This is a genomic window from Rhizobium sp. NXC24 (assembly GCF_002944315.1).
Taxonomy (GTDB): Bacteria; Pseudomonadota; Alphaproteobacteria; order Rhizobiales; family Rhizobiaceae; genus Rhizobium.
This window is the reverse complement of the sequence record NZ_CP024311.1, coordinates 3,341,795-3,358,597: the sequence shown is the minus strand read 5'-3', so window position 1 is coordinate 3,358,597 and position 16,803 is coordinate 3,341,795. Positions and strand designations below refer to the sequence as shown.

General features: G+C 61.1%; 10 protein-coding genes. All 10 read right to left on the bottom strand.

Annotation, left to right across the window (positions count from 1 at the left end; genetic code table 11):
• Positions 1–38: 38 nt before the first annotated feature.
• Positions 39–527 carry a MaoC family dehydratase gene (locus NXC24_RS16525; RefSeq protein ID WP_104824285.1) on the bottom strand — a complete coding sequence of 163 codons (489 nt, stop codon included), beginning with the start codon at positions 525–527 and terminating at the stop codon, positions 39–41.
• A 68-nt stretch (positions 528–595) separates the two neighbouring features.
• Positions 596–2,569, bottom strand: coding sequence for a glycogen debranching protein GlgX (gene glgX / locus NXC24_RS16520; RefSeq protein WP_104824284.1), 1,974 nt, complete (start codon positions 2,567–2,569; stop codon positions 596–598).
• 213 nt (positions 2,570–2,782) lie between these two features.
• A complete protein-coding gene (locus NXC24_RS16515) occupies positions 2,783–4,411 on the bottom strand; it encodes an alpha-D-glucose phosphate-specific phosphoglucomutase (RefSeq protein WP_104824283.1) in 1,629 nt (542 codons plus the stop codon).
• 4 nt (positions 4,412–4,415) lie between these two features.
• Entirely contained in the window at positions 4,416–5,858 is a 1,443-nt protein-coding gene (gene glgA / locus NXC24_RS16510) for a glycogen synthase GlgA (protein WP_104824282.1), read from the bottom strand.
• A 3-nt stretch (positions 5,859–5,861) separates the two neighbouring features.
• On the bottom strand, positions 5,862–7,124 hold the full coding sequence (gene glgC / locus NXC24_RS16505) for a glucose-1-phosphate adenylyltransferase (protein ID WP_104824281.1): 1,263 nt from the start codon (positions 7,122–7,124) through the stop codon (positions 5,862–5,864).
• A 26-nt stretch (positions 7,125–7,150) separates the two neighbouring features.
• Positions 7,151–9,358: a 1,4-alpha-glucan branching protein GlgB gene (glgB, locus tag NXC24_RS16500; protein WP_104824280.1), complete on the bottom strand. Its 2,208-nt coding sequence runs from the start codon at positions 9,356–9,358 to the stop codon at positions 7,151–7,153.
• Positions 9,355–11,817, bottom strand: coding sequence for a glycogen/starch/alpha-glucan phosphorylase (locus tag NXC24_RS16495; protein ID WP_104824279.1), 2,463 nt, complete (start codon positions 11,815–11,817; stop codon positions 9,355–9,357). Before NXC24_RS16495 ends, glgB begins: the two co-directional genes overlap by 4 nt.
• 297 nt (positions 11,818–12,114) lie before the next feature.
• Positions 12,115–13,359: a pilus assembly protein TadG-related protein gene (locus NXC24_RS16490; RefSeq protein WP_104824278.1), complete on the bottom strand. Its 1,245-nt coding sequence runs from the start codon at positions 13,357–13,359 to the stop codon at positions 12,115–12,117.
• A 129-nt stretch (positions 13,360–13,488) separates the two neighbouring features.
• Positions 13,489–14,370, bottom strand: a complete 882-nt coding sequence (locus NXC24_RS16485) for a transglutaminase family protein (RefSeq protein ID WP_104824277.1) — start codon at positions 14,368–14,370, stop codon at positions 13,489–13,491.
• Positions 14,371–14,374: 4 nt separating this feature from the next.
• On the bottom strand, positions 14,375–16,792 hold the full coding sequence (locus NXC24_RS16480; RefSeq protein ID WP_104825207.1) for a circularly permuted type 2 ATP-grasp protein: 2,418 nt from the start codon (positions 16,790–16,792) through the stop codon (positions 14,375–14,377).
• Positions 16,793–16,803 lie beyond the last annotated feature (11 nt).

Here is a 16,803-nt window from a genome sequence, read left to right as displayed (position 1 = left end):
GACCTTCTCGCCGCTGAGGCGAAGGTGGAAAAGCGGCCCTAAGCCCCTTCCGGCCGATCCTTTGGATCGAACTGCGATATAGTCGTCCATGTTGCGGTCAGCGCCGGCTTACGCTCGTTTTCGATTTCCACGGTCACATCATAAGTGAGCATCAGCATACTTGCACCGCGCAGCCGAGTTTCGGCGAGCTTGAAGTGGCCGCGCACGCGCGCCCCGCATTTGACCGGCGACATGAAGCGGATCTGCTCGAAGCCGTAGTTGATGCCCATCGTCTGCTCGCGGATCTTCGGCAGGCCGCTGTAGTTCATCGCCGAAAGCAGCGACAGCGTCAGGAAGCCGTGTGCGATGGTGCCGCCATAGGGCGTTTCCGCTTTGGCGCGCTCGGGATCGACATGGATGAACTGATGGTCGAGCGTCGCGTCGGCGAAAGTGTCGATTATCGTCTGGTCGACCGTGATCCAGTCGGAAATGCCGATCTCGGTTCCTACCAGCTTCATGATCTCAACAAGCGAAATATCGCCGGGCATTCCATCCTCGTCAGGTTTTGCTGCTTTCTGCGATCTTTCTGGCGATTAAAACCGGAAAGTCAACGGGCTCAGTTTTCGAGGAGGAAGCTGACCGAGCGCGCCGGCACGATGGTCTCGCCTTGAACCGGCGTTGCTCCCTCAGGCTTCAGCAGCGACCAGCCGGCCCCGCTCGAGGCCGGCAGCTTGACGTGTTGTTCCTCGTTCGCGCGGTTCAGCAACACGGCGAGACGGGTCTTCTTGCCACTATCACGATCCTCAGTCCCGATCGCCATGCCGAGCACGCGGGCAACCGGCGTCTCCCAATCAGGCACCGTCATGGCCGTGCCGTTGGCGGAGAACCAGAGGACATCGCCTTTGCCGTTGAAAAATTCCATCTCGCTGAAGGCTGTAAATCGACGGCGGAGACTGGCGAGCCAGGCGGTATGGCCAATCAACTCCTCGTCTGGCGTCGTCCAGTCCATCCAGGTGATATCGTTGTCCTGGCAATAGGCATTGTTGTTGCCCCGCTGGGTGCGCCCACATTCGTCGCCGGCGGTCAGGATGATCGTGCCGCGTGTGGCGAAAAGCGTAGAGAGCAGGGCTTCGATGTCGGTGCGGCGTTTGCGAAGGATCACTGGATCATCCGTCTTGCCCTCGACGCCATTGTTCCAGGAGAAATTTTCGTTATGGCCATCGCGATTGTTCTCGCCGTTCGCCTCATTGTGCTTGTGCGCATAGGAGACGATGTCCATGAGCGTGAAGCCATCATGGGCGGCGAGGAAGTTGACGCTGCGGGTCTGGGTGCGGCCGTCGCGGCCGAAGAAGGAAGACGAGCCGGCGAGGATGGTGGCGATGTCCCCGATCTTGTTGTCGTCGCCGCGCCAGAAGCAACGCAGATCGTCACGGGCGCGATCGTTCCATTCGAGAAAGGGAGCCGGAAAATTGCCGAGCTGGTAGCCACCGGGACCGATGTCCCAGGGTTCGGCAATCATGATCCGGTCCTGAAGCACGTCATCGGCGAAGAGGGACCGCAGCGTCAGGCTTTCGGGATCGAAGCCCTTGGCGGTACGGCCGAGGACGGTGGCAAGGTCGAAACGGAAGCCGTCGACGCCAGCGTGGAGCACGAAATGGCGCAGGCTGTCGATGATGAGCTGGCGCGTCGCCGGCTGATCGCAGGCCACCGTATTGCCGGTGCCGGTGTCGTTGATCAGCACACCGGGCTGGTTCGGGTCATGGTGGAAATAGGTGGGATTGTCGAGGCCACGCAATGACAGCGTCGAGCCTTGGCGATCGCTCTCGCCGGTGTGATTGAAAACGAGATCAAGGATGACAGCGATGCCCTCGGCGTGCAGTGCCGCCACCGTCCCGCGCAATTCCACGACGCCACCGGGTACGATACGGGGGTCGAGCGCCATGAAGGCGACGGGATTATAGCCCCAGCCATTGCCGAGGCCGAGCGGCGGCAGATGCCGTTCATCGATCCATGCGGTGATCGGCATCAACTCGACGGCATCGACATGCAGTCGCTTGAGATGGGCGATAACCGCGGGATGGGCGAGGGCGGCCAGCGTGCCGCGCTTCTCCGCCGGCACGCCCGGATGCAGCATGGTGAAAGGCTTGACGGCGATTTCGTAGATCAGGCCGCCCGGCTTGAACAACGGCTTGGCCGGCTTGACCACTATATCGCGGGAGACGATCGCCCTCGGTATCAGATCCTGCGTATCCTCGCCGAACGTGCCGAGGCGAGGATCGTAGCGGAAGGGCCGGTCGATTTCCTTGGCATAGGGATCGACAAGCAGCTTCGACGGATCGAACCACAGACCCTGGTTCGGGTCGTATGTACCATGGGCGCGGAAACCGTAGCGCGTGCCTTCCTTGATGCCATCGACTGCCAGACGATGCTCCTCGCCTTCGCGCTTCATCGGCAGACGCGCAATCTCTTCTCCGCCCTCGGCATCGAACAGGCAAAGCTCGATCTTCTCGGCATGTTTGGACGCGACGGCAAATTCGACACCCGAGTTGGTGAGGATCGCGCCAAGGCTGCGGATTGTCGGCTCGGACATGTCTTCGCGGGCTTTCCGGATGGCTAGAGGTGGTCCTCTCTCCCCGCATGCGGGAGAAGGCTAGGGTGAGGGGGGCGGAGCGTCCGGCAAACTGCGCAGTCGCGGTGAATTTTGAGAAGGCCCCTCATCCGACCAGTCGCCGCTTCACTACGTTCGGCGGCGTCTGGCCACCTTCTCCCCGCAATGCGGGGAGAAGGGCTTAGATCGTAGGGATCAGGTAATCACCGTCGGTGCATCGCGGCCGGTGCGGCCCTTGATATCGGCGATATCCTGAGCGGCGGCGATGAGGTCGGCAAGCGCTTCCTGCGTCTCGATGTTGTGGCGAGTCGGATCGGGCTCGTAGCGCTCGATGTAGACGCGCAGCGTCGCACCCGTCGTGCCGGTGCCCGAAAGGCGGAAGACGACGCGGGAGCCGCCCTCGAACAGGATGCGGATGCCCTGGTGCTGGCTGACCGACTTGTCGATCGGATCGTGATAGGCAAAGTCGTCGGCGGCGGAAACGGTGAGATCGCCAAACTGCGTGCCCGGCAGGGTCGGCAGCTTTTCGCGCAAGGCGTCGATCAGGCCATTGGCGGCATCGGTATCGACGCCTTCGTAGTCATGCCGCGAATAATAGTTGCGGCCATAGGTCGCCCAATGCTGGGTGACGATATCGATGACGCTTTCGCCGCGCACCGCAAGAATGTTGAGCCAGAGCAGCACGGCCCAGAGGCCGTCCTTTTCGCGGACATGGTTGGAACCGGTGCCGGAGCTTTCCTCGCCGCAGATCGTCGCCATGCCGGCGTCAAGCAGATTGCCGAAGAATTTCCAGCCGGTCGGGGTCTCGTAGATACCGATGCCGCGCTTTTCCGCGACGCGGTCGGCGGCGCCGCTTGTCGGCATGGAGCGGGCGATACCGGCGATGCCATGCGAATAGCCTGGCGCCAGATTGGCATTGGCGGCGAGGATCGCGAGGCTGTCCGACGGCGTGACATAGATGCCCTTGCCGATAATCAGGTTGCGGTCGCCGTCGCCGTCGGATGCCGCGCCGAAATCGGGCGCATCATCGCCCATCATCTCGTCATAGAGCTCTTTGCAATAGACGAGATTCGGATCGGGGTGATGGCCGCCGAAATCCGGCAGCGGCAGGAAATTGCGGACCGAGCCGCCCGGTGCGCCGAGGCGGATTTCGAAGATTTCCTTGGCATAGGGGCCGGTCACCGCGCTCATTGCGTCGAAGCAGAGGCGGAAGCCGAGGCTGATGAGGTTGCGGATGGCGCCGAAATCGAACAGCTCTTCCATCAAAGCAGCATAGTCTTCGACCGGGTCGATGACCGAGACGATCATCCCGCCAACGTCTTCACGGCCGATGCGGTCGAGATTGATGTCGGCGAAATCGGCGATCTTATAGCTTTCGATGATCTTGGTGCGCTCATAGATCGCATCGGTGATCTTTTCCGGCGCCGGGCCGCCATTGCCAATATTGTACTTGATGCCGAAATCCTCGGTCGGGCCGCCGGGATTGTGGCTCGCCGACAGCACGATGCCGCCGAACGCCTTGTATTTGCGGATGATGTTTGAGGCGGCGGGCGTGGAGAGAATGCCGCCCTTGCCGACCATCACCTTGCCGAAGCCATTGGCGGCGGCCATCTTGATGGCCTTCTGGATGACTTCGCGATTGTAGTAGCGGCCGTCGCCGCCGATGACCAGGCATTTGCCCTGGTAGCCTTCCAGCGAATCGAAAATCGACTGGATGAAGTTCTCAGCGTAATTCGGCTGCTGGAATACGGGAACTTTCTTCCGGAGGCCTGACGTGCCAGGCTTCTGATCCGCATAGGGTTTGGTGGGAATGGTTTTAATCATCTGATTAAGCGCCTCTCGAGACAAGGCTGGAGTAGAGGGCTGCATAGCGTTCTGCGCTCTTGCCCCAGGATACGTCGGATTTCATGCCCTGCTTTTGCATCTGCGTCCAGACCTTTCGATCCTGGAAAAGGTGCATGGCGCGGCGTACGGCTTGCAGCAGCCCATCGGCAGTGATGGGCGAAAACTGAATGCCGGTCGCGACTTTTGCCTGCAGCGCGGCGTGGTTGGCATCTATGATGGTGTCGTTGAGGCCACCCGTACGCGCAACGATCGGCAGGCAGCCATAGCGTAAGCCATAAAGCTGCGTGAGGCCACAGGGTTCGAAGCGGGACGGAATGATGATGGCGTCGCAGCCGGCCTGCATCAGATGCGACATCGGTTCATTATAGCCGGCGGAAACGCCGACGCGGCCGCGATGACGGCCGGCGGCGGCGAAAAGTGCGCCTTCGAGGGCGGCATCGCCGGCGCCGAGGATGGCGAGCTTGCCGCCCATCCGGACGATATCGCTGGAAATGCGGGCAAGCAGATCCATGCCCTTCTGCCAGGTCAGACGGCTGACGACGCAGAAAATCGGGCCGTCATCATCGTCCAGACCAAAATGCTCGACCACGAGCTTGCGGTTCGCGGCGCGGTCTTTCAGCGTCGTGGCGCCATAGGTCTGCGCGATCATCGGATCGGTTTCCGGGTTCCAGATACCGTCGTCGATGCCATTCACAATTCCGTGCAGGCTATTTGCCCGGCTGGCGATGACGCCTTCCAGGCCCATGCCGAATTCCGGCGTCAGGATTTCCTCCGCATAGGAAGGGCTGACGGTGGTCAGTGCAAGAGCGGTCTGAAGGCCGCCCTTCAGGAAGCCGACGTCGCCGTAATACTCGACACCTTCGATCGAAAAGGCATGCGCAGGCAGGCGCAGGCCGGGGAAGATGTCGGCGCCGAACTGGCCTTGAAAGGCGATGTTGTGGACGGTGAGGACGCTCGGCAGTTCCGGTGTCGGATAGTAACGCATGTAGACGGGCACCATGGCCGACTGCCAGTCATGGACATGCACCAAGTCCGGCCGCCAGCCGGGCAGCAGACCGGCGGCGATTTCCGCGCCGGCGAGCGACAGGGCAGCGAAACGCTGCCAGTTGTCGGGATAATCCTTGCCGGCAGCGTCGACATAGGGGCCGCCGGTGCGGTTATAGTAGGCCGGTGCGTCGAGGACGAGGAGGGAAATTCCGTCATGCTCGGCTTCGAAGACCGTCGCTTTTTCACCGAGCAGGTCGGAAAACTCGAGACGGGCCACCGGATTGCGAATGGCCTTCATAACGGCGGGATAGCCCGGGATCAGGGTCTTCGTTTCGACGCCGTAGGGCTTGAGAGCGATAGGCAGGGCGCCGGCCACATCGGCCAGGCCCCCTGTCTTGATCAAAGGGAAGACTTCGGACGAAACCGAAAGAACTTTCATATGTCAGATATCCAGCTTGTCGATCATCGTCTGGGTGATCAGGCAGATACCACTTTCCGTGCGGCGGAAGCGTTTGCCGTCCAGTTCCGGATCTTCGCCGACCACCAGGCCTTCCGGAATGGTGACGCCATGGTCGATGACGACATTCTTTAGCTGGGCGCGACGGCCGATCTTGACGCTCGGCAGCACGACGGCCCCTTCCAGCTTGGAATAGGAGTTGGCGCGCACGCCGGTAAACAGCAGGCTGTTCGACAGGCTTGCGCCGGAGATGATGCAGTCGCCGGCAACGACGGAGGAGACGGCCGAACCGCGGCGGTCCTCGTCGTCATGGACGAACTTGGCCGGCGGGGTGATTTCGGCATAGGTCCAGATCGGCCAGGACTTGTCGTAGATGTCGAGTTCCGGCACCACGGCGGTGAGGTCGATATTGGCCTGCCAGTAGGCGTCGACCGTACCGACATCGCGCCAATAGGCTTCGCGCTCGAAATCGGAGCGCACGCAGGACTGCGTGAAGCGATGGGCGACGGCTTTGCCGTTCTTGACGATGTAGGGGATGATATCCTTGCCGAAGTCGCGGCTGGAATTCGGATCGGCAGCATCGCGGCGCAGGCACTCGATCAGGAACTTCGTGTGGAAGACGTAGATGCCCATCGACGCCAGCGCGAAATCGGGATTGCCGGGAATGCCCGGCGGGTCCGCCGGCTTCTCGACGAAGTCGATGATCCGGTCCTTCTCGTCGACATGCATGACGCCGAAGCCGACGGCATCCATGCGCGGCACTTCGAGGCAGCCGATGGTGACATCGGCGCCGGAATCGACGTGCTGCTGCAGCATCCACTCATAGTCCATCTTGTAAATATGGTCGCCGGCGAGGATGACCATGTATTCCGGACCATAGGGCTCGATGATGTCGATGTTCTGATAGACAGCGTCGGCCGTGCCTTCGTACCACTGCGTTTCGGAAACGCGCTGGCTGGCCGGCAGGATGTCGAAGCTTTCGTTACGCTCTGGACGCAGGAAGTTCCAGCCGCGCTGCAGGTGGCGAATAAGGGAGTGCGCCTTGTATTGGGTGGCGACGCCGATGCGGCGGATACCGGAGTTCAGCGCGTTGGATAGCGCGAAATCAATGATACGAGCCTTGCCGCCGAAGTAGACGGCAGGTTTGGCACGGCGGTCGGTTAGCTCTTTCAGGCGGCTGCCCCGGCCACCGGCAAGAACGTAGGCCATGGCGTCGCGGGCCAGTGGCTGGATACGTTTTTCTACCATTTCAGTCCTCCCTGTCTGTGATGATTTCAAGATTCCGGTTCAAGCATGATCGTCGCCAGGGGAGGTAGCGTTATCGTCGCTTGTATGCCTCCGCCCGCACTGACGGCCTGCACGCGCCCGCCATTGCCCTTGCCGCTGCCGCCGTAAATATCGGCATCGGTGTTCAATATTTCGCGCCACCGCCCCTCAGCCGGCAGGCGCAAAGTGTAATTCTCGCGGTAGACCGGCGTGAAATTGGTGATGACCGCGACCGGCTTTTCGCCCGGCGCCTTGCGCAGCCAGGCAAAGACCGAATTCTCAAAGTCATCGACGATCAACCACTCGAAACCTTCGCCCTCGCAGTCCCGGGCATGCAGTGCTGCTTTGCTGCGATAGGTGAAGTTGAGATCACGCACCAGGCGTCGCATGCCTTCATGCATGCGGTACTGCAGAAGATTCCAATCCAGCGCACGGGCTTCGCTCCACTCGCTCCATTGCGCGAATTCCTGGCCCATGAACAACAGCTTCTTGCCCGGATAGCCCCACATGAAAGCGTAATAGGCGCGCAGGTTGGCAAATTTCTGCCAGTCGTCGCCTGCCATCTTGGCAATCAGCGACCCCTTTCCGTGTACCACTTCGTCATGGGAGAGCGGCAGAACGAAATTTTCCGAGAAAGCATAGATCAGGCCGAAGGTCAGTTCGTTGTGGTGATATCTGCGATGCACGGGCTCGCGGGCGAGATAGCTCAGCGTGTCGTGCATGAAGCCCATATTCCACTTGAAGCCGAAGCCGAGGCCGCCTTCGTGGACCGGCTGCGAGACTTTCGGCCAGGAGGTCGATTCCTCCGCGATGGTCATCACGCCCGGGTGCGAACCATAAAGCCTGGTGTTCATCGATTGCAGGAAGCGAACCGCTTCCAGGTTCTCGTTGCCGCCATATTCGTTGGGGATCCATTCGCCGTGCTTGCGGGAATAGTCGAGGTAGAGCATCGAGGCGACGGCATCGACGCGCACGCCGTCGAGATGAAATTTCTCGGCCCAATAGAGCGCGTTGTTCTGCAGGTAGGCGAGAACTTCGGTGCGACCGAAATTGTAGATCGCCGTGTTCCAGTCGGGATGGAAGCCCTTGCGCGGATCTTCATGCTCGTAGAGCGCGGTACCGTCGAACCAGCCGAGGCCGTGTTCGTCGGTCGGGAAGTGCGCCGGCACCCAATCGAGGATGACGCCGATGCCGACCTTGTGGCAGCCGTTGACAAAGCGCGCCAGGCCTTCCGGTTCGCCAAAGCGGGCCGTCGGCGCATAGAGGCCGGTGGTCTGATAGCCCCAGGACGGATCGTAAGGATGTTCGGTGATCGGCAGGAATTCGATATGGGTGAAGCCCATGTCGACGCAATAGGGAATGAGGCGCGAGGCAAGCTCGTCCCAGGAGAGCATGGAACCATCGTCGCGGCGCTGCCACGAGGCGGCATGCACCTCGTAGATCGAGATCGGCTGGCGGCGCTTATCGACACTGGCCCAATGTTCGAGATGGGCCTCGTCTTCCCAGACCTGCGTCATTTCGGTGGCGGTGACCGAAGCGGTCTTCGGCCGGAGTTCGCTGCGACGGGCGAAGGGATCGGCCTTCAACGGCAGGAGCACGCCGTCATGGCCGCGGATTTCGAACTTGTAGGCGACGCCGGCTGGAACGTCCGGCGCGAAGATTTCCCAGATGCCGGAGTCCGAGCGAAAGCGCATGACATGCCGGCGGCCGTCCCAATTGTTGAAGTCGCCGACCACCGAAACGCGCTGCGCATTCGGCGCCCAGACGGCGAAGTGAAAGCCCTGTACGCCTTCGTGCTTCAAGAGGTGAGCGCCCATCTTGTCGAACAGGCGCAGATGGGTACCTTCCCGGACGAAATAATCGTCCATCGGACCGAGGACCGGGCCGAAGCTGTAAGGATCGGTCACCGCCCATTCGGAATCGCCGCGCCGGGCGCGATAGCGCACCGGCTGCTGCTTGGTGACCGTGATATTACCGGAAAAGAACCCGGCTGGATCGAGACGATCCAGCTCGCCGATGACGGAGCCGTCCAACGCCGTGGCGGTGACGGCTTCTGCGCCGAGAATGAAGCAACGGGCGATGAACCCATTATCCGTCCGATGTACGCCGAGGACGGCGAATGGATCGGAATGTGTGCCTGCGAGAATTGCAGCAATCTCGTCTGCCGAAATGTCCCTCAAGGCGGTGCCGTCAGCGGGTCTTTTCGGCTTTTTCATCCGGCTCTCCAGATTTCCTTGGCGTATTGGCGGATCGTGCGATCGGAGGAGAACCAGCCCATCCGAGCGGTGTTGTTGATCGTCTTCGCGTACCACTCGGAGGGATTGGCCCAGAGGGTGTCGACCTGGCGCTGAGCGGCGGCGTAGGCGTCGAAATCGGCCGCGACCATGAACCAGTCATGGGCGTAGATGCCGTCGATCAGGCCGGCATAACGGCTGCGGTCGTCCGGGGAGAAGACACCAGACGCGATGGCCGAAAGGGCCTGCGCCAATTCGCGCGAACGTTCGATGACGGCGCGGGGATCGTGGCCGTCGCTGCGCAGATTGGCGACCTCGTCGGCTTTCAGGCCGAAGATCACGATATTGTCCTCACCGACATTGTCGCGCATTTCGACATTGGCGCCGTCCAGCGTGCCGATGGTCAGGGCGCCGTTGAGGCCGAACTTCATATTGCCGGTGCCGGATGCCTCCATGCCGGCGGTCGAAATCTGCTCGGAAAGGTCCGCAGCAGGAACCATAACCTCGGCGAGCGAAACGTTGTAGTTCGGCACGAAGACGACCTTCAGCAGGCCACGCACCGAAGGGTCGTGGTTGATGACGCGGGCGACATCGTTGATCAGCTTGATGATCAGCTTGGCGTTGTGATAGCTCGGCGCTGCCTTGCCGGCGAACAGCTTTACGCGCGGCTGCCAGTCCAGTTCCGGATGCGAGCGGATCTGATCATAAAGCGCGATGGCTTCGATGATGTTCAGAAGCTGGCGCTTGTATTCATGGATGCGCTTGATCTGGATGTCGAACATCGCATTGGGATCGAGCTTGATACCCATGCGGCTGGCGACGAGATTGGAAAGCTGCACCTTGTTGGCCCGTTTGACGGCGGCGAACTTCTCCTGGAAGGCGCTGTCGCGGGCGAATTGGTCGAGCGGCTTCAGCTTTTCCGCATCGTCGAGGAACGCGTCGCCGATGGTTTCGCGCACGAGGTTGGTCAGGCCCGGATTGCATTGCATCAGCCAGCGGCGTGGCGTGATGCCGTTGGTCTTGTTGTTGATGCGATCCGGGTAAAGCTTGTGGAGATCAGAGAAGACCGTGACCTTCATCAGATCTGTGTGAAGCGCCGAGACGCCATTGATCGAGTGCGAGCCGACGAAAGCGAGATTGCCCATGCGCAGGCGGCGGTCGCCATTTTCATCGATCAGCGAGATCGAGCGGATTTCTGCGTCGCTGAAATTGCGTGCCTTGCGGGCTTCGACCAGGATCTTGGCATTGATCGCATAGACGATCTGCATGTGGCGGGGCAGCAGCCGTTCGAACAGCGGCACCGGCCAGCTTTCCAGCGCTTCCGGAAGAAGCGTGTGGTTGGTGTAGCCGAAGGTGTTGCGGGTGATATCCCAGGCGGCGTCGAACTCCATGCCGTGAACATCGACCAGAAGGCGCATCATTTCGGCGACGGAAACGGCCGGATGGGTGTCGTTCAGTTGGATCGCGACCTTGTCGGCGAGGTTGGTGAGATCGTCATACTGCTGCAGATGGCGGCGCAGGATGTCCTGCAGCGAGGCCGACGAGAAGAAGAATTCCTGGCGCAGACGCAGTTCCTGGCCGGCAGGCGTCGCGTCGGCTGGGTAGAGAACGCGGGTCAGGCTTTCCGCCTTGTTGCTTTCACGCAGCGCGCCGATATGGTCGCCGGCATTGAAGGCGTCGAGCAGGATCGGGTCGATCGGCTGTGCCGACCAGAGGCGCAGCGTGTTGACGCGCTTGGCGCGCCAGCCGACGACGGGCGTATCGAAGGCGGCGGCGATGACGCGTTCGGCCGGCTTCCAGACATAGCGCGGCTGGTCGTCATGGCCGCTGACGAATTCGACGGCGCCGCCGAAACCGATTTCATAGGCGCTTTCCTGACGCTCGAATTCCCATGGATTGCCGTGGGCAAGCCAGGTTTCCGGCAGTTCCACCTGCCAGCCGTCGGCCATCTGCTGGCGGAACAGGCCGTGGACATAACGAATGCCGTAGCCATAGGCCGGCACATCGACGGTCGCCATCGATTCCATGAAGCAGGCGGCGAGACGGCCAAGGCCGCCGTTGCCAAGCGCCGCGTCGGGTTCGAGGCCGGCGATGACGCGGATGTCGACGCCGAGCGAGGAGAGCGCATTGGTGATCTCCTCCATCAGGCCGAGGTTCGACACAGCGTCGCGCATCAGGCGGCCGATGAGGAATTCGAGGGATAGATAGTAGACGCGCTTGGCACCGGTCTCGTACACCTTGCGGGTCGATTCCATCCATTTGTCGATGACACGGTCGCGAATGACAAGGATCGTCGCCGTCAACCAATCGTGCGGCTTGGCCACTTTTGCATCCTTGCCGATGCGATAGGTCAGGCGCTCGATGATTTCTTCCGCAAGGATTTCGGGGTGGGAACTGCGCGGAGCAGGAACGGGGAGATTGGCCTTGGTCAAGTTATTCATACTATCAAGTCTCGCCATTTGTGATTTATATTCAGGGCGTTACGCCTGATAAATCAAATTGCCATCGCCTTTACCTAGCAGTTTATGCACCGATGTAAAGCCGTTGCAACAAGTGAATTCGGCAGATGCGAAAATACCGGGCAAATGCTCTCAAAGCGCTAAAAAGACTTGATTCCGATTGTTTTTCCGGCTCTTATCGCCGGATTAGCTAACGCGCGAAAGCCGCCCCGGATTATTCTGGAGCGGCTTTCGTTTTTACGATCTATTCATAGTTTCCGGTGCGTCGCGCTCCGGTTGTTATTTGGTCAGGAGCGTCATTTTCTTTGACGCCTGCGTTGCAATCGACGAAAAGGCGCTGAACAGGTCTGCTGCATTCTGCGGCGTGAAGTAGTCGGAGGCCGACGTTGCGCAGTACTTCAGCAGAGCCTGGCCGTTTGCGGGCGCCATGAAGGCGATCGTGTAGACATGGATGCCGGCAGTGCGTGCCGCATCGCACTGGATCTTGGTGTTTGCGTCGGCGCTTGCCACGTTGTTGTCGCCGTCGGTCATGAAGACGATATACGTACTCGGGTTCGTTGAGCCGTTCTTGTTCTTGTGCTGCAACTGTTCGTTCGTGAGCCCCGGCGTCGTGGATGCCATCGTGAGGGCGGTCACTGCAGCCGTGAATGCAGGCGCCGAGTTTGTCGTGCCGCTTGCTGTCAGGTTGTTGACGTAGCTGGTGACGCCGCTGGTGCCCCAGGCGAGCGCCGTCGGCGTCTGGGCGCTGGAATTGTAGGAGTCGGCGCCAGTGCGAACATACATGCTGTTGGGGTCGGCCGTGTTCAATTGTGCCGCCAAGTTCGCGGTAGCGATCTTCAGCGATTGAAGCTTGGTGTAATAATTGGTTTGCGTACCCGTGCAGGTACTATTGACGGTCTTGCCTTTCGAGTTGGTCGTCGTGCAGGCATATGTGTACGTCGTCGTCGGCTGCTCGGTGTTGACCGTGTCCGTTGGTTCGTCCATCGAGCCAGAACGGTCGAGAACGAAATACATGGACAGCGGATTCTTTTGCGTGGATGTATTGTTGCCACTGACCGACGTGCTCGATGCGCCGACATTCATCGTGGTGAGGCCTAGCATGCGGGTCATGCCGTTCACCGGCATCGCATAGGACGCGTTCACAACGACGGAATAGCTGGCATTGCCTGACGAATCGGTCGTTTTCGTCACCGTTGCGGTCGTGCCGGCCCTGAGTGCGCTGGTGGCACTCGCATCGCCGGCAAGATAATTCGACATCTGCCCGGTCACGAAGTCAGCGGCCAGTTGCTGGGCGTTGGATGTCGTCGCACTGCCATTGGCAAGTGCCGTTGCCGTGGCAAGGGCCGCCGCATCGGTCGCTTCCTGCAGTTGGCTGTCCGTTACAGCCATATTGGAAACATCGACCGCAACGCCAGCCGCGGCCGCGAGGACGGGAATGGCTAGCGCGGTCAATATGCCGAAATTGCCGGCGCGATCGCGCAAAAGATTTTGAATGCCACGGAATTTGCTCGAACAAGTGATCATCACGTCCGCCCAAAAAGTATATGCCCCAGAACCGCGACTATCGGCGAAAACTCTAAGGACGGCGTTGAGATGATCATTCGACTTTTAGCAAATGACGCGAATATTTCCGATTTAGGGTTGTATTCGAAACTACTGCTTTAATGGAATGACGTCGACGGCCTGCACCGTCTTCTGGGTTCCATAGCTCTTCAGCACACCGATAACAGGGGCGACGTCGGAATAGTCGCGGCCGTAGGCGACGACGATATGGTCGGTTCCGGCCGGGATATTGTTGGTCGGATCGAGCTCGATCCAGCCTGCCGTTTCGCCGCACCAGATGCGCACCCAGGCATGCATGGCATCGGCGCCTTCCAGCCGCTCCTTGCCGGGCGGCGGGATGGTGCGCAGGAAGCCGCTGACATAGCCGGCCGGAATGCCGAGGCTACGCAACGCGATGATCATGACATGCGCGAAATCCTGGCAGACGCCGCGTTTCAGGCGGAATGCCTCTTTCGGCGCGGTGTCGACCGTCGTCGCCTTGGGGTCGTAGAGGAAATCCTTGTGGATCTGGGCGCAGACGGCGTGGGCGATCTGCATCACCGTCAGATTGGTCGTCGCCCATTGCCGGGCATAGTCGGCGATCTCCGTCGTCTCCGGCAGACGCGGGCTTGTGCCGATGAAATGATGCGGCGAGGATGGCTCGATCGACCAGCAGTCGCTGATTTCATCCGGCAGTTTGGCAAGTACGGGCGAGAAGTCGGCGGAGACCGGCTGGCTCTCGACCTGCACCCGCGCCTGCATGCGGATGTCGAGCTTTTCATGGGGGTTGCGCACCAGGATCGAAGTCGCTGGATGCTGGAAAAAATCGGTGAAGTTCGACTGCTCGTCCGGATGGGGCGTGACTTTCAGCGAGCCGGCAATCAAGCGCTGGCGGTTGGCGAGCGACAGCGGTAGCACGCGCACGATATGACGCGCGCCGCTGGCCGGCACGTCGTAGATATAGCCCATGTGCAGCGAGAGGTCGTAAAGCATCACATCATCCGAGATAGGTCTGGGCCAGGAGATCGGAGAGATGCTCCAGCTCCCGTTCCAGCTTTTTGTAGACCTCGTCGTTCATGGCCTCCGGCGTCATAACGGCCAGGCCCGAATGCAGCCGCATGGCTTCGCGGTAGAAGGGCGACATCTGGCCGTTGACGAAGGCGTTCGGCAATTGCTCCACTTCCCGATGGATTTCGTTCATCTGGAAGAGAATCGAGCGCGGGTTAAGTGGATCGAGCGCCAGCAGATCGGTCACCGTCAACCGAGCGGTATTGACGTTGTAGCGGCGGCGATGGGTCATCACGCTGTCGCCGATTTCGAGCAGCATGTCGAGCGCGCCGTCGGGCGCCTCCGGGCCGGACATGTAGCCGAGCAGGCGCGTCATATGCAGTCCGCGCTCGATATAGCGGCCGAGCGACAGGAAGCGCCAGCCGGTGAAACGATACATGTTTTCATGCACGAGACCGGCAAAGCCCGCGAGCTTGCGCAGGAGGATCGTCATCGCGTGACTGGCGTCGTCGCCGGATTTGACCTTTTCCTTGAAGCGGCGGGCGGTCTTGGCGAGATCGTTCAGCGCCAGCCAGCCGTCCGGCGAGAAGCGGTCGCGGATGTTGCTGGCGGAATAGACGGCGCTGTCGATATTGCGCAGCAGGCTTTCCGGCACGGCTTCCTTGGTATCGATATCGACGGCGGCGAGATAGGCGCTGACAGCGGCAAGCAGCGGCTGAGTGGGGTCGGCGGCTTCGGCAAAGCGGCCGTGCCAGGCGCGCAGGATGCGCAAGGCCCCTTCGGCGCGTTCGATATAACGGCCGAGCCAGAAGAGGTTGTCAGCGGCGCGGCTCGGCAGGCTGCCGGGCATGTTGCGGGTGAAGGTCTCTTCGGCCGGCAGCAGCGTGTGGCGCTCAACCGGTTTGTCGGAAACGATCCAGACATCGGCGGCCGAGCCGCCGGACTGCATGGCGATGGCGGCAACATCGTCGCCGCTGCCGATACGGGCAAAGCCGCCCGGCATGATCTGCCAGCCGTTTTCGGTGCGGGCGGCAAAGACGCGCAGGCTCATCGGCCGCGGTAGCAGTTTGCCGTTTACCCAGGCAGGAGTCGTCGAGAGGGTGACGACCTCCTGGCCAACCAGCTTGTGGCCGTCCGTCCGCAGCCAGTCGGTAATCGATTCCTTGGCGGTGGTGCGCAGCGTCGAGCCTAGCACTGACTGGCCATTGTCGTCGAAGAAGGGCATGCAGGAATAGGCCGGGCCGATCACCATTTTTTCGATATGCGCGGCGACATGTTCGCGCTCGGTCTTTTGTCCGCACCACCAGGTAGCGATCGACGGCAGCTTCAGGTCCTCGCCACGCAGATGCCGGCAGATGGTGGGCATGAAGGCGAGCAGGGCGCGGGTTTCCAGAATGCCCGAACCGAGCGCGTTGACGATGGTGACGGTTTGCGCCCTCAGCGCCTCGACCATGCCAGGCGTGCCGATATGGGATTGCTGATTGAGCTCCAGCGGGTCGGCATAGGATGCATCGAGGCGGCGCCACAGCACGCTGATCGGCCTCAAGCCCGCGACGGTACGCACCATCAGTTGATCGTTGACGACGGTAATGTCCTCGCCTTCGAGCAGCATGAAGCCGAGGTAGCGAGCAATATAGGCGTGTTCGTAGTAGGTCTCGTTGGCGGGCCCCGGCGTCAAGACGGCAATGCGGTCGGTCGTGCCGCGCTTTGCACCCTGCAACGCGTCGCGGAAGGCGCCGAAGAAGGATGCGAGACGATGCACTTTTGTCTCTGCATAGATATCGGAGAAAGCGCGCGTGGTGGCGACGCGGGTCTCCAGCGCGAAACCGGCACCCGACGGAGCCTGGGCACGATCGGCCAGCACCCACCAATTGCCGTCCGGACCACGGCCGATCTCGAAGGCCAGGAAGTGGAGATAGTGCCCGTTCGCGGGTTTGACACCGGCGAGCGGCCGCAGGAATTCCGGGTTGGCGGCGATCAGCGCCGGCGGCAGCAAGCCTTCGTTGACCAGCCGGTTATCGCCATAGATATCGGCGATGACCTCCTCCAGCAGATCGGCGCGTTGCTGCAGGCCGGCCGACAGCGTCTGCCATTCGCGCTCGTCGATCAGAACGGGAATGTGCGAAATCGGCCAGTTGCGTTCGCTGACGCCGGCTGCTCCATAGGCGCGGTAGAAAACGCCAGCGTCGCGCAGATAGCGGTCGGCACGGGCGAAACGTTCCAGGAGTTCCCTTTCCGGCATGCGCGCGAGCGCGGCCAGCAGATTTTGCCAGACCGGCCGTACCGCTCCGGTATTGTCGACCATTTCGTCGGCGACGCCGGGCATGGCGGAATAGGCAAACGCCGGATCGTTGCCGATGCCAGCCCTTACCTCGTCCCGCCGTTCCGTCGCTGGTTTCTTCCCCACCATGCGTATGC

Coding starts and splice junctions, on each gene's coding strand:
- NXC24_RS16485 (WP_104824277.1), bottom strand. CDS start 14,370: ATGCTTTACGACCTCTCGCTGCACATGGGCTATATCTACGACGTGCCG.
- glgA (WP_104824282.1), bottom strand. CDS start 5,858: ATGAAAGTTCTTTCGGTTTCGTCCGAAGTCTTCCCTTTGATCAAGACA.
- NXC24_RS16490 (WP_104824278.1), bottom strand. CDS start 13,359: ATGATCACTTGTTCGAGCAAATTCCGTGGCATTCAAAATCTTTTGCGC.
- NXC24_RS16525 (WP_104824285.1), bottom strand. CDS start 527: ATGCCCGGCGATATTTCGCTTGTTGAGATCATGAAGCTGGTAGGAACC.
- glgC (WP_104824281.1), bottom strand. CDS start 7,124: ATGGTAGAAAAACGTATCCAGCCACTGGCCCGCGACGCCATGGCCTAC.
- NXC24_RS16515 (WP_104824283.1), bottom strand. CDS start 4,411: ATGATTAAAACCATTCCCACCAAACCCTATGCGGATCAGAAGCCTGGC.
- glgB (WP_104824280.1), bottom strand. CDS start 9,358: ATGAAAAAGCCGAAAAGACCCGCTGACGGCACCGCCTTGAGGGACATT.
- glgX (WP_104824284.1), bottom strand. CDS start 2,569: ATGTCCGAGCCGACAATCCGCAGCCTTGGCGCGATCCTCACCAACTCG.
- NXC24_RS16495 (WP_104824279.1), bottom strand. CDS start 11,817: ATGAATAACTTGACCAAGGCCAATCTCCCCGTTCCTGCTCCGCGCAGT.